Below are 13,148 nucleotides of genomic sequence, written 5' to 3' on the forward strand. Positions count from 1 at the left end.
GGCGACTCCCGATCCCAGTCGGGGGATTCGCGAGTGGGCCTATCCGAGTAGTTCGGCGAGGTGTTCGGCGCCGGCGGGGAAGGGCTGCAGCGCGTATCCCGAGGGTGGTTGCGTCCCGAGCAGGTGTCGGACGAGGTGGTCCCACATCCGGCGCGTGACGTAGTGATCGCGGCCCATGAAGTTGTGTTCGACGCCGGGGACGACGAGCAGGTCGAAGTCCTTGTCGGCGTCGATCAGGGCGTCGACGAGGTTGAGGGTCTGGTACGGCAGGACGTTGTCGTCGAGTTCGCCGTGGACGAGCAGCAGCTTCCCGGCCAGGTTGGCGGCCAGGCGCGGATTGGCGACGTCGGCCCATTGCTCCTCGGTGCCTTCGCCGAGGTAGGTGTCCGCCCACAGGGCCAGGTAGTGGCGGATGTCGTGATTGCCGCACAGGGCGACACCGACCTTGTACAGGTCGGGGTGGGTGAGCATGGCCCGCACGGTGGCGAAGCCGCCGCCGGACGCGCCGGCGATGCCCACCCGGTCGAGGTCGATCCAGCGGTGGCGGTCGGCCAGTTGGTGGATCGCGGCGACGTGGTCTTCGAGGAAGCCGGCGTTGCCGAGGTTGCCGTAGGAGGCGTCGTGGAAGGCCTTGCTGCGACCGGGGGTGCCGCGTCCGTCCACCGTGACGACGGCGAATCCCAGGGCGGCGAGCGTTTCCGGCGACACGAAGTGGGGGTTGGCGAAGCCCGCAGTGGCACGCATGATCTGAGGACCCGGGTAGGCCGAATCGACCAGCGGATACCGCCGCGACGGATCGAAACCGTGTGGGTGCCAGAGCGTGCCGTGGATGTCGGTGACCCCGTCGGCGCCCTTGACGCTGAACCGCTCCGGTGGCGTCCAGCCCGCAGCGACCAGCAACGCGGTGTCGGGTCGCTCGAGTTCGACCACGGTCGCGCCGGCGGCATCGCGCACGACGGTCCGCGGTGGTGTGTCCACGGCGGAGGCCGTGTCGAGGAGGTGGGTGCCGGACGGGGCGACGACGACCTCGTGATCGAACGCGTCGTCGCTGTGATTGGTGAATCCGGTGCCGTCGAGTCCGACGGCGCACAGTTGCCGGGCGTAGGGCTCACCGGGCACCAGCCCGGAGGCGAGGAACAGGACGGTGCGGTCCTCCTCGTCGACGTGGAGGATGCTGCGGACCGCCCAAGCCCCCGTCGTGACCCGGGTCGACTCTCGCTCGTCGGTCGAGGCGGGGCCCGGCGGCCGCGGGGGTGCGGGGTAGAGGTACAGGTGTCCCCAGCCGTCACGTTGGGAGTACCACAGGACCTCACCGGTGCTCAGCACTCGGACCATCGGTCGGTCGAAGATCGGTTGTGCCGGTTCCACTCGGGTGGTGCCGTGCTCGTCCACGAGGAGGTCGACGGCGCCCGTGTCGGGATCGAGGCGGTACAGCCCGAGCGAGCGGGCGTAGCGGGGCTGTCGCAGGAAATGCAGGGACGCGCCGTCGTGGGACCACCGGACCCAGCCGCGCGCGAACGGGGACAGGTGGCCGATGTGCGACGGGCCGGTCGCCTCCCACACCGCCGTACGGCGCGTCACGTCCAGGACGACGAATTGCATGCGGGCGTGCTGTTCGTCCTGCGGCATGGCGTAGCGGAGGGAGTGCGCCACCGGCGGCCCGCCGTCGCGGGGGGTCGACTCGACCAACACCTGTTCGCGCAGGTGCCGTTGGTCGATCCGGTGGGTGACGAGTCGGCGTGAGTCGGGTGACCAGGCCAGCATCGGGGGCGGGGTGACGCCCGCGTTGCGGAGCATGATCCGCGACACCGCCACGTCGATGTTCGATCCGTAGTCGAAGTCCTTCTCGCCGTCGCCGGTGAGGGCGAACTCGTGGGAGCGGTCGGTCGAGCGCACCCAGACGTTGTGGTCGCGCACGAACGCGACCCATTTGCCGTCGGGTGAGGGCCGCTCGTGCGGGGCGGTCTGCTCGGGTGGGTCGATCCGGGTGCATCGGTCGTCGTCGGGTGCGTACCGCCATCGGGCGTCGAACGCGGTGAATTCGACGGTGTCGCCGCTGCGGCTGATCGAGGTGAACGGAAGGTGTGTTCCATCCACCGCCGTGCCGGAGGCCGACGACAGGGCGGCGGCCAGGCGGTCGTGGTCGAATGCCGCTTCGCGACGGCCGACGGCGGGGTCGACCAGTACGAATCGGCGGCCCTGTGCGGTGTCGACGCGGTACCAGAACCTGTCGGTGCCGTCCTCCCAGTTCGGGCGGATCTTCGCGCCCGGAACGAGGCGCGCCGCGTTGTGCGGCAGCAGTTGCTCGGCGCGGCGGTAGTCGGCGGTCGTGAACGTGTCCACGATGTATCCCTTTCAAGCAGTGATGTGCTGAAAGCCCAGGGAGACTTCGCCGGATCCGCCTACGGGGACGGGATCTGTCGAAGGATGAGATCGAGCCCGTGCTCGAAGAGCTCCTCCTGGGTGAAGGCGGGAAGTCCCAGCCCCAAGGCGTGCAGCGTCGGATACTCCCGGGCGGGGAGGGCTTGCATGCTGCGCTGTGTCTTCGACCACGCCTCCGGGTCCTCGTCCGCCGGCTTGCGTGTCGGATACAAGGTGGCGGCGCCGATCGTGAAGCGGATCAGGGTCGCGACCATTCCCACCGCGTCGCGGACGCCCATGCCGTGGGTCAGCAGGACGGCGTAGAGCGTCTCGCTGATCCGTAGGTCGCTGGGGCCGGAGGCGTTGACGGCGAGATGGATGCGGGCGACTTCGGCGTGCTCGACCATCAGTCGGAAGTACGACCGCAGCAGCGTGCGGATGCCCTCGATGCCTTCCTCCACCGCCGGCACCTGTACTGCGGCGATCGCGTTGTCGTAGACCGCGGCGAGGACTTCGTCCTTGCTCCGGAAGTGGGTGTACAGCGACATCGGGCGCACGTCGAGTTCGTCGGCGATGCGCCGCATCGTGATCGCCTCGATGCCGTCCGAGTCCATGATCGCCGTGGCGGCGGCGACCACCCGCGCCCGGTCGAGGCTTCCGCGAGGGGCGCGTTTGCGCGGAGCGGTGGGTTTCGAAGGGCTGTCGTCCATGGTGTCGCTCCTGAGGTTTGCCCCGCCGACCCCTTGAGGCCGCTAGCCGTACGAGTACCGTACATGTACGGTAGCAAATGTCAACGCGAAACGCCGACAGGCCGAGACGGCGATCGTCCGACCTCTGTTCGGGCCGCGGGCGACAACCAACGCCCCGTGCCGCGTGTCGTCGCGGCCACCCGCCCCCTGCTCGACGAGGTGGCGGGGAGACGGGCTGCGTGGACATCACGTGAAGGGAAAAGTCATTGTTGGAAGAGCGGAGCGCCTCCATGCGGTACGAGAGGGTGCTGGACCACCTGCATGCGCTGCACAGGCCCGGTTTCGGCCGGCCGTCGAGCCTTCGGGAGCCGCACGTGACGCGCGACGGCTCCCGCACGGTGGTGACCGCGGACGTCCTGCACAAACTCGCGGGAGTACCGCGAACCGCCCTGTTCACCGCCGAGGACGGCCGATTCCGGCAGGTGTCGGCGCCGGGCGGCTCGGCGCGGTCGGGGCGCTTCTCCCCGGACGGGCGCACGCTGGCGTTCCTGTCGGACCGCGCGGACAAGGGCGTCTACCAGTTGCACCTGCGGGCGGACGATCGACTGGGCGAGGCGGAGGCGGCACCTGCGGTTCCGGGAACGGTGGAATACCTCCACTGGTCGCCGGACGGTCGGCGCATCCTGCTGGGCGTCGCCGGTCTCGGCGCCGAACTCTCCGGCGGACAGGGATCGGGCACCAACCGCAGGGGGATCGACGCCGCGCCGCCGTGGTTCCCGCGCGTGGACGCCGACGTCGCCGACGAGGCCTGGCGCAGCCTGTGGCTGTACACGCCCGCCACCGGCGTACTCGAACGTCTGTCCCCCGAGGGCATGAACTGCTGGGAAGCCGGGTGGTGCGGGCCCGGTCGGGTCGCGGCCGTCACCTCCGAGGCTCCCTGGGAGGACTCCTGGTACGGCGCGGTCCTGAGCCTGATCGACCTGGACGGCGCGGTCCACCAGGTGTTGGACAGCAAGGTTCAACTCGGGCTGCCGACCGGCTCGCCGACCGGCCGCTGGGTGGCGGTGGCGGAGGCGGTGTGCAGCGACCGCTGGCTGGTTGCCGGTGACCTCCTCCTGATCGACGGCGCCTCCGGTGCGGTTCGGCGGATCGACACTCTCGGCACCGACGTGACCCGGCTGGAGTGGATCGACGACGAGCGACTCGGCTACCTCGGGCAGCGCCGGTTGGACTCCGTCGCCGGCATCGTCCGGGTCGGCGACGGCAGCGTGTCCGAGGTCCTCGTCACCGCGAACGCCTGCGGTGGCAGTACCTTCCACACCGACGGCGCGTTCACCGACGACGGCCGCGTGTGCACGATCCAGGAGTCCTACCGGCTTCCACAACAACTGGTGTTGTCCGGAAGGGACGGCGACCGAGTACTCGCGTCCACCGCCCACGAGGGCACCGACTACCTGCGGTCGGTGGCCGGCACCGCGGAAGCGGTGACCTGGAGCGCCCCCGACGGCCTGGAGATCGACGGCATCCTGTGCAGGCCCGCAGGCGATGGGCCCTTCCCCTTGGTCGTGAACATCCACGGCGGCCCGATCTGGCAGTTCCGCGACATGTGGTCGATGAAATACCCGTGGGTGCCGCTGCTGGTGTCGCGGGGATACGCGGTGCTCAACCCCAACCCCCGCGGCAGCAGCGGTCGCGGACAGGCCTTCGCGGGCCTGGTCGTGGGCGACATGGGCGGCGCCGACACCCTGGACTACCTGTCGGGGATCGACGCGCTCGTCGAACGCGGCGTCGTCGACGGGTCCAGGGTCGGTCTGATCGGGGCGAGTTACGGAGGCTACATGTCGTCGTGGCTCGTCACCCAGGATCCGCGGTTCGCGGCGGCCGTGCCCATCTCCCCGGTGACCGACTGGTACAGCCAGGGCTTCACCAGCAACATCGCCGCGTGGGGCAACCGGTTCCTCGACGCCGACCCCACGCAGCCCGGATCCCGCGCGCACACACGCAGCCCGGTGCTGCACGCCGCGAAGGCGCGCACGCCGTGTCTGAACATCGCCGGCGCCCTGGACAACTGCACCCCGCCGACCCAGGCACAGGAGTTCCACCACGCGCTTCGGGCACACGGGGTGCCCTCGGTGCTGGTGATCTACCCGCAGGAGGGGCACGGAGTGCGGGCCTACCCCGCGCAGATCGACTTCATGACCCGCATGTTGGACTGGTTCGAGCGCTACATGCCCGGCGAGGGCGCCCGCGCGACGCACCGGGAGACGGAGCGAACGAGTGCCTGACTACTGGATCGTGGGAGCGCGGATCGTCGACGGCACCGGCAGGGATCCCGTCCACGGGCCGGCGATCCACGTCGAGGGCGACCGCATCACGGCGCTGGGCAGGCCGATCGCCGGTGCGCGGACGCTCGACGCCCGGGGACTGACGATCACGCCGGGGCTGATCGACGCGCACGTCCACCTCGGGCTGTCCAGTGACATCGACCCGAGCCTGCGCCGGGAGTTGTCGGTCGCCGAACTGGCGGCGGACATGTTCGACAACTGCGGCCGAACCCTGGACGCCGGTTTCACCACCGTACGAGACACCGGAGGCATCGACGCCGGGCTGGCCCGGGTGGTGTCGGGCGGAAAGGTACGCGGGCCGCGGATTCTGCAGTGCGGGCCGGTCCAGTGCCAGACCGGCGGCCACGGGCACTTCGCCGCCGAGTGGGAACCGACGGCGGACTGGTACGACCACGACATCCCCGGGTTGCGATCGATATCGCTCCTGTCCGACGGGCCCGAGCAGATGCGCAGGAACGTCCGCGAGACGTTTCGCCGCGGCGCCGACTTCCTCAAACTGTGCGTGACCGGCGGTGTCATGTCGACCCACGACAAGCTCGGCGACACCCAGTTCACCACCGAGGAGATCGCGGTCGCCGTGACCGAGGCGAAGGCTCGCGGCACGTACGTCACCGTGCACGCGCACAACAACGCCGGCATCCGCAACGCGATCCACGCCGGTGTCGCCTGCGTGGAACACGGTTCCGAGATCGACGAGGAGACCGCCGGCCTGATGGCGGCGAAGGGAGTGGCTCTGGTGCCCACACTGGCGACGATGCACGCACTTCTCCAGGACCCCACACGGGCCGGCCTACCGGCGGGGATCGCGGACCGGGTCGGCCCCGTCCTGCAGGGCCAGATCGACGGACTGCGGGCCGCCCGGGCCGCCGGCGTCAGGATCGGCCTGGGCTCCGACCTCATCGGCGCCGACCAGCGCGGCCGCGGCCGCGAGTTGACCCTGCGCTCGGACATCGAGAACCCGATGCTCGCGCTGGAGGCAGCCACCCGCGTCAACGCCGAGATCCTGGGCATCGCCGACCAGGTGGGGACCATCGAGGTCGGCAAGCTCGCCGACCTCACCGCATGGGCGAGCGACCCCCTGGACCACCCCGAGGTATTCGGCGAACCCGACAAGGCGGCACTGGTGATCCAGGGCGGCCGCGTCGTCAAGGACGCCTGCTGATGGCCGCGCTCACCTACGCCGCGCCGACGGGCCCCTACCCCGTCGGAGTCCGGGACGGCGAGGTCCTGGACACGACACATCCCACTCTGCGGCCCCAGGACGCGAACGGCCGCCGCCTCATGGTTCGCGTCTGGTACCCGGCACAGACCGACGGCCGGACCCGCCGCCCCTACCTCGTGGACGACGAGGCGCAGTCACTGCGGTGGCTCACCGAGGCGACGGGCGCGCCCGAGGAATGGGTGGACCGGCTCACCGACGTGAGGACCCACGGCTTCGCCGACGCGAAGCCGGCCGGCCGCGGCTTCCCGACACTCGTGTACTCGCACGGCGCCGTCGGCTGGGTGTCCCAGAACACGCCGTTGATGGAACACCTCGCGAGCCACGGATACGTCGTGTGGAGTGTCGCGCACCCGGGAGAGGCGTGCGGCGTGCGCTATCCCAACGGCGACACGGTCAGATACGACGATGTGTTCAACGAAACGTTCCTCGGTACGGTCGCGGACCCGCACTACCGGGACAAGATCACAGGTGACGTCGCGACGCGCTTCGAGGTGACGCCGGCGTTCCTGGACGACCACACCGTGGGCCCGTGGTCGCAGCGTTGGGTCGACGACATGCGCGCGGTGATCGACGCGCTCGAGACGGGTACGGTCGCCGGCGCCGCCGCCGACCTCGCCGGCGCCGGCGACACCGCCCGAGTGGGTGTGTTCGGCATGTCCTTCGGCGCTGCGGCGGCCACCTCGACGGCGCAACAGGATCCCCGGGTGAAGGCGGTGGTCAACCTCGACGGCGGGCAATTCCTGTCCGACCTGCTCGACACCGACATCCGCGTCCCGTTGCTCCACCTCGCGACCGACATGCGCGTGCAACTGGAGACCATGGGCTTCCCGCCCGTCACCGCGATCGACGCCAACGAGTTCTTCTTCGAGCCCCTTCGCACCGCCGGCACGAGACAGGACGTGCACCGATTGCTCATGACCGATGTGACCCACCTCGAACTGACGGATCTCGTGCTGATCCCGGCCCACGACCGCGCGGCGGTCCTGCCCGGCGGCGGAAAGGCCGAACCGCAACGCACGATCGACCTCGTGAACGCCTTCATCCGCGCCTACTTCGACGCGGTACTGCTCGGCATCGACAACCGCTTCCCGCAACCGCAGATGGCCGAGTTCCCGGAGGTCACACCGATCGACCTCGCCCCCGTCCGGGCATGGGCCCTCACGCACACGACCCCCCCGACACATCCGGGGACCTAGCTGTATTGCCCACCGAGCCCTGTCCACGGCAGCCCTGTCCACGGCAGCCCTGCGAGCCGGGCCGGGCAACCCCGGCCGGGCGCCGGTCCGGTCAAGGTGCAGGACGGCCGACGACTCGCCGTCGCCGCGGGCGTCGCCGAACGCCGGCTCGCCCGCGGCGCGTTCTCACGGGTGTCGGACACGATTCGCCGGGCCGCGCCGAACCGTGCCGTCACCCGCGGTCGATGACGGAGCACAGCGGAGCGCGGGCCGAGGCCGAACACGTCGGGGGCGAGGGCCGGTCGGATCTCACCACGGGAAGTGCGCGACGTCGAGTTCCCGTCATCGACGCCCGCGGCCGGACACGACACACCAGCGGCTCGTCGTGTCCGAACCGGCCCACGCCGGTGCCCGCTTCACGAAGCACCGCGCATTGCATCCGCCGGCAGCAACCACCGGTGGTGGTGGCTGCCCCACGATTCCTCGGCGTCACTGGATTCCGCGGCGTCCGAAACCGTCGAACTCATCCGAATGGAGGCTGACTTCGTGATGGTCCGAGATCGGTCGGCGCGATCGCTCCGCAGCGTTGTGCCGGCGGTGCCGCGGTGATCCCTCCCTACACAGACGCGATCCAGCAACTGGTCGACTCGCTCGCCGCGCGGATCCGGCATTCGGTCGCCGTCGACGACCAGCGCGGCAGCCTCATCGTGTCCAGCCGTCACTACGGCGACGAGGACAGGCTCCGTATCGACGTGGTGCTGTCCCGGCACCTGCCGGCCCGCGTCGCCGAATACCTCGACAGCTTCGGCATCTCCACCTCCGACAAGCCCCTGTCGATACCCGGCAGTCCAACCCTCGGCCTCGAGTCCCGACGGTGCTATCCGATCCGTGATCACGGACGGCTGCTCGGCTATCTGTGGCTGATCGATGAAGGCGCGGAGCGCTTCGACGAGGTGGTCGGCGCGTGCGTGGTTCGGCTTTCCGCACGGATACGCGAGCGCATGCTCCAGGTGGCCGAGGAGGAAAGGCGACGCCGGACCCTGGTGGCCGACCTCCTGCGCGGGGGCGAGGACTCCGCTCGCGCCGCGAAGGACCTGGTCGACCAAGGGCTCGTCGACGCCCGGGACGAGATCGTGGTCATCGCCACCGACGCCACCACCGACCCCGAGACGGTCGCGGCCGTGATCACGGAGTCCACCGGTCGGGCCGGCCACGACGGGCCGGCCATCAGCCCGCTCACGGCCGCGCCGGGCGATCGCGGTGCGGTCCTGGTCACCGGCCGGACCCAGGTGGAACGCACGGCGGCACGGCTGGCCGAGGCGATCCGGAAAGGTGTGCGGCGGCGCGACGCGGGAGGCGATGGCGTCTTCGTCGGTGTGAGCAACACCGGCTCGCTCGGTCAAGCTCCGGATCTCCTGCGCCAAGCCGTGCTGGCGGCTTTCGCCGCCGCCGAGTTCCCGGAGTTGGCACCGGTTTCCTCCTGGCGGGACACCGGTGTATACGGTCCGCTCATGCTCGCCGCCGTGGCATCTCCCGAGCCGGTCGTGCCGCCCCGGATCGCCGACCTCGGTACCGGTGGACGCGCCGACTCGCTGGCCCACACCGCCGAGGTGTTCCTGGATGCCGCGGGGGACACCGCGACGGCATCGGCGCGGCTGATGATCCACCGGACGACGCTGTACTACCGGCTGGCCCGGATCGAGAACAAGACCGGGTGGAACCTGAAGAACGGCCGTGATCGGTTGACCTTGCACCTGGGACTGAAGATGCAGCGCCTCCTCGACAGCGGCATCCCGGCTTTGCTACGGGGAGAGGAACAACGCCGGGGAGGTTCCTGATCCGTGCCGATGCCGGTGGGGGCCCAGTGGCTGGAGGCTGTACGGACCCCGGCCGGTGGCCGCCGGGTGAGGATCGAGCCCGAAGGAAACCCACAGATGACCCTCCCCACCGACCGAGAGCGTGTCGCAAGCCGGTTGCAGATCGGCTCGGAGCTGCTCTACCTGTCCCGGCAGGACGTCGAACGCGTGCACCTGACGCGGGACACCATCCTGGAGCTGACCCGCCAAGCCCTGGTCGAGCACGGCAGTCGTCGCTACGAGATGCCGGCCAAGATCGGCGTCCACCCGTACGACAACGTCTTCTACCACGCCATGCCCGCCTACCTGCCGGGGCCGGGGATCGTGGGCATGAAGTGGATCGAGTGCTACCCGGACAACCCGCGCACGTTCGACCTCCCGCAGACCACCGGGTTGCTCGTCCTCAACGACGTGGACAGCGGTGTGCCGCTGGCCGTCATGGACTCGGCGTGGCTGACCGCGATGCGCACCCCGGCGGTGACGGTTCTGGCCGCCGCTGCGTTGCACCCCGACGCCACCACGTTCGCGATGTTCGGCTGCGGCGTGCAGGGCATCGAGCATGTCCGTTACGCGGCCCTGGCGATGCCCGAACTGGAGACCATCCACGTCTACGACACCAACGAGGCGGCCGCCGACGCGCTGATCGCGAAGCTGCGGCCCGAACTGGGCCTGCGGATCGTCAAGGGTGAATCGCCCGAAGCGATCGTCAAGAGCGCGCAGGTGCTGAGCTCGGCGACGGTCATCCTGCATCAGCCGCTCGCGGTGGTGAAGGACGAGTGGGTGACCGCCGGTCAGACGATCCTGCCGTGCGACCTGAACACCTTCTGGGATCCGCGCACCGCCCACCGCGCCGACAAGTACATCGTCGACAGCATCGAGGAACACGAACTGTTCGCGTCGATGGGGTACTTCCCCGACGGCCTGCCCGAGGTCGTCGCCGAGACCGGCGAGGTGCTGGCCGGTGTGAAGCCCGGTCGGGAGAACGCCGACGAGATCATCGTCAACAGCAACATCGGCATGGCCGTCTGCGATATCGCGGTGGGTCACGCGATCATGCATCATGCGCTCGAGTACGGCGTCGGCGCGCGGCTGCCCCTGTGAACGAGCCGCCCCTTCACACCACCGCGCCCGATCCGACAGTGGACGCCCTCGGTCGTGGTCCGGCGAAGGACCGCGGCAACGCCCTCGGCAGCGGCATCTGAACAGGAGCGGGGAATGCCGGCAGGTCAGGGGCTACTTCGTTGCTCTTTCGGCGAGTACCACTGGGACCGCGGGTGGCGCCGGCCTCGGTGGAGGGGTCCGGTGAACGGCGGGGTCCGGGGTGTGTGTGGTCATCGTTCGCTCGTGCCCATTGCTGTACGGCCGGGCGAAGGGCTCACCCCTTGTCGATTGTCCGGCTGCTCGTGACGGTCGTGATGCGAAGGACGTCGACGCAGGCGCCGAAGTCGGTCTCGTGGAGATCGAGTTGCCCTGAGGCGTGGCCGGCTGCCGTGCACATCGGCCGCGTTGCCGGGAGGTGTTGCCGGTGTCAGTTCGGCGAGGAGCGCATCTCGGCGAGGACCGCGGCGATGCCGGGGTGGTGGTCCTCGACGCTGCTCAGGGCGGCGGTGAGTACCTCGATGGTGATGCGGACGATGTCGTCCAGGGACACGTCGTCGTGGGCCAGCCAGTCGAGGGTGATCTCGTCCAGGAAGCCGACCCAGCCGCGCAGCGCGGCGCGCACGATCGGGGGCGGGGTGGGGTCGAGGTCGAAGAGTTGCAGGATCAGGCCCACGCCGGCGGTGTGCGCCGACTCGGAGATTCGGCGGACGTCGGGATCGTCCAGGCCGCGTAGGCCGATGAAGGTGTGGTGGTGCCGGCCCAGGTAGTCGAAGTGGCGTCGGATGGTGCCGCGCAGGCGTTCTTGGGTGGTGAGTTCGTCCGGACGCGGGCGTTGGAACTCCTGGAGGTCGCTCATCACCTGCTTGAGGGCTTCGAGGTAGATGCCGCGCTTGTCCTTGAAGTAGTAGAAGAGCAGGCCGTGTGCGACGCCCGCCGCGTCGGCGATGTCGGCGATGAAGATGTCCTCGTACGGGCGCTCGGAGAAGAGCTTGATCGCCGCCGTGAGCAACTGCCGTCGGCGTTCGCCCCGGGCCGCGGTGCCCGGTCCGGTGCCGGTGCCGCGCCGGTTCGAGGGACGCGCCTTCGCGACCCGGCCGCGCCCGGCCTCGGCCGTCGCTTCGGCCGATGCGGCGAGCGGCGCTTCGCGCGGTGTTCCGATCGGCTGCTCCTCGATCGCCTCGGGCTTCGCCCGGCTCTTGCGCTTCGGCGCCTGCTTGCCCTCGACCATCCCCCGACCCTAGCGAGCCGAGCGCCTCGACTCCAAGTCAAGGAGATGAGGTGCTTCTGCAGGTCAGGGGCACCTTGCTGCACGATACGACGTTCGAACTCCATTGTATTGTGCCGTTTCGTGCATGGCGTGTGGTCCCCAATCGGTCCCCAGGACGCACTGCCTCATTGGGGCCATGGAGGCTCAGGCGGGCCACCTTCCCCGGCGTGTGCTCGCCGAGCGGCCGGAACGGATCCCGGCCGGGAGTCAAGGCGCGGACGTCGACGCGAAGGCGCGCAGACGTGTGGCGTCCCGACTGGGCGGTGCGCCGAACTGCCGCCGGTATTCCCGGCTGAACTGCGAGGCGCTGTCGTAGCCGACCCGGCGGCTGACTCCGGCGATGTCGTGCGCGTCGGAGACCAGGAGCAGCCGGGCCTGCTGGAGCCGGATCTGCTTCCGGAACTGGATGGGACTCATTGCCGTGGCCGTCTGAAAGCTGCGGTGGAACGCGGACACGCTCATACCCGCCAGGTGCGCCACGTCCTCGACGCGGAAGGGCTCCGCGTAGTTGGCGCGAATCCACTGCACTGCCCGTGCGATGTGGTTGAGGCTGCTGTCGGGCAGGCCGAACTGGCGGACGATGGCGCCCTGTTCGCCGGTGATGAGCCGCCACAGGATCTCTCGTTTGGTCATCGGTGCGAGTACACCGATGTCCTGGGGCCGGTCGAGCAACCGCAACAACCGGACGACGGCGTCGAGGAGCAGCAGCGGGGCGGTGCTGACGGCCAGTCCCGGCGGTGTGCCGTCGAGGATCTTCGGCAGATCGACGGGGCGGGCCTGGAACAGGACTTCGGCGACGTCGGCCGGGTGCACGGCGATGCCTACGCCGAGCCCCGGCGTTCCGTCCTCGTCCTGGATGAACCGGCTGGTCACCGGCAGGTCGATCGAGGAGATCAGGTATTGGCCGGCCCGGTATTCGTACACCCGGTTTCCCAGGGCGAACTGTTTGGTGCCCCGAGCGACGAGCGCCATGACCTTGCCGTAGGTCGTGGAGAAGGCAGGCGTGGGCCGATCGGCCTTGAAGATCCGCACGCCCTCGATCGGGGTGCTCAGATCGGCCCGGGCGTGGCGGGCGAGCAGGTCGGCCAACTCGTCGAGGAGCAAGGCGCTTTCGTTGGTGGAGAAGGCCATC

At 69.7% G+C, this 13,148-nt stretch carries 9 protein-coding genes; 5 read left to right on the plus strand and 4 right to left on the minus strand.

Annotation, left to right across the window (positions count from 1 at the left end; translation table 11 throughout):
* Positions 1-39 precede the first annotated feature (39 nt).
* Complete coding sequence (locus tag ACH4U8_RS09225; protein WP_395776458.1) at positions 40-2,343, minus strand: DPP IV N-terminal domain-containing protein; 2,304 nt, start codon at positions 2,341-2,343, stop codon at positions 40-42.
* A gap of 59 nt (positions 2,344-2,402) precedes the next feature.
* A complete protein-coding gene (locus ACH4U8_RS09230) occupies positions 2,403-3,071 on the minus strand; it encodes a TetR/AcrR family transcriptional regulator (protein WP_379990208.1) in 669 nt (222 codons plus the stop codon).
* A 269-nt stretch (positions 3,072-3,340) separates the two neighbouring features.
* Here ACH4U8_RS09230 and ACH4U8_RS09235 point away from each other — a divergent pair, with 269 nt between their 5' ends.
* The 5 genes from ACH4U8_RS09235 to ACH4U8_RS09255 all read left to right on the plus strand — a co-directional run bounded on the left by ACH4U8_RS09235 (position 3,341) and on the right by ACH4U8_RS09255 (position 10,749).
* The gene (locus tag ACH4U8_RS09235; RefSeq protein WP_395776460.1) at positions 3,341-5,335 is read left to right on the plus strand and encodes a prolyl oligopeptidase family serine peptidase; all 1,995 of its coding nucleotides are present in this window, start codon (positions 3,341-3,343) and stop codon (positions 5,333-5,335) included.
* Positions 5,328-6,557: an amidohydrolase family protein gene (locus ACH4U8_RS09240; RefSeq protein WP_360314127.1), complete on the plus strand. Its 1,230-nt coding sequence runs from the start codon at positions 5,328-5,330 to the stop codon at positions 6,555-6,557. Before ACH4U8_RS09235 ends, ACH4U8_RS09240 begins: the two co-directional genes overlap by 8 nt.
* Positions 6,557-7,813 (plus strand): hypothetical protein, encoded by a 1,257-nt coding sequence (locus ACH4U8_RS09245; protein ID WP_395776462.1) that lies wholly within the window; start codon positions 6,557-6,559, stop codon positions 7,811-7,813. The genes ACH4U8_RS09240 and ACH4U8_RS09245 overlap by 1 nt, the downstream gene beginning before the upstream one ends.
* A 584-nt stretch (positions 7,814-8,397) precedes the next feature.
* Positions 8,398-9,630 carry a PucR family transcriptional regulator gene (locus tag ACH4U8_RS09250; protein WP_395776464.1) on the plus strand — a complete coding sequence of 411 codons (1,233 nt, stop codon included), beginning with the start codon at positions 8,398-8,400 and terminating at the stop codon, positions 9,628-9,630.
* Between the two features lie 96 nt (positions 9,631-9,726).
* A complete protein-coding gene (locus ACH4U8_RS09255) occupies positions 9,727-10,749 on the plus strand; it encodes an ornithine cyclodeaminase family protein (protein ID WP_395776466.1) in 1,023 nt (340 codons plus the stop codon).
* 427 nt (positions 10,750-11,176) lie between these two features.
* On the opposite strand, the gene ACH4U8_RS09260 is transcribed toward ACH4U8_RS09255, so the two are convergent.
* Positions 11,177-11,977: a TetR/AcrR family transcriptional regulator gene (locus tag ACH4U8_RS09260; protein ID WP_395776468.1), complete on the minus strand. Its 801-nt coding sequence runs from the start codon at positions 11,975-11,977 to the stop codon at positions 11,177-11,179.
* Positions 11,978-12,223: 246 nt separating this feature from the next.
* Positions 12,224-13,120 carry an AraC family transcriptional regulator N-terminal domain-containing protein gene (locus ACH4U8_RS09265; RefSeq protein ID WP_395776996.1) on the minus strand — a complete coding sequence of 299 codons (897 nt, stop codon included), beginning with the start codon at positions 13,118-13,120 and terminating at the stop codon, positions 12,224-12,226.
* Positions 13,121-13,148 lie beyond the last annotated feature (28 nt).

This window comes from Embleya sp. NPDC020886, assembly GCF_044333915.1.
GTDB lineage: Bacteria > Actinomycetota > Actinomycetes > Streptomycetales > Streptomycetaceae > Embleya.

What these genes read in the sequence shown, in the direction of transcription:
- ACH4U8_RS09245 (WP_395776462.1), top strand. Translation starts at nt 6,557, where the DNA reads ATGGCCGCGCTCACCTACGCCGCGCCGACGGGCCCCTACCCCGTCGGA.
- ACH4U8_RS09255 (WP_395776466.1), top strand. Translation starts at nt 9,727, where the DNA reads ATGACCCTCCCCACCGACCGAGAGCGTGTCGCAAGCCGGTTGCAGATC.
- ACH4U8_RS09230 (WP_379990208.1), bottom strand. Translation starts at nt 3,071, where the DNA reads ATGGACGACAGCCCTTCGAAACCCACCGCTCCGCGCAAACGCGCCCCT.
- ACH4U8_RS09260 (WP_395776468.1), bottom strand. Translation starts at nt 11,977, where the DNA reads ATGGTCGAGGGCAAGCAGGCGCCGAAGCGCAAGAGCCGGGCGAAGCCC.
- ACH4U8_RS09235 (WP_395776460.1), top strand. Translation starts at nt 3,341, where the DNA reads ATGCGGTACGAGAGGGTGCTGGACCACCTGCATGCGCTGCACAGGCCC.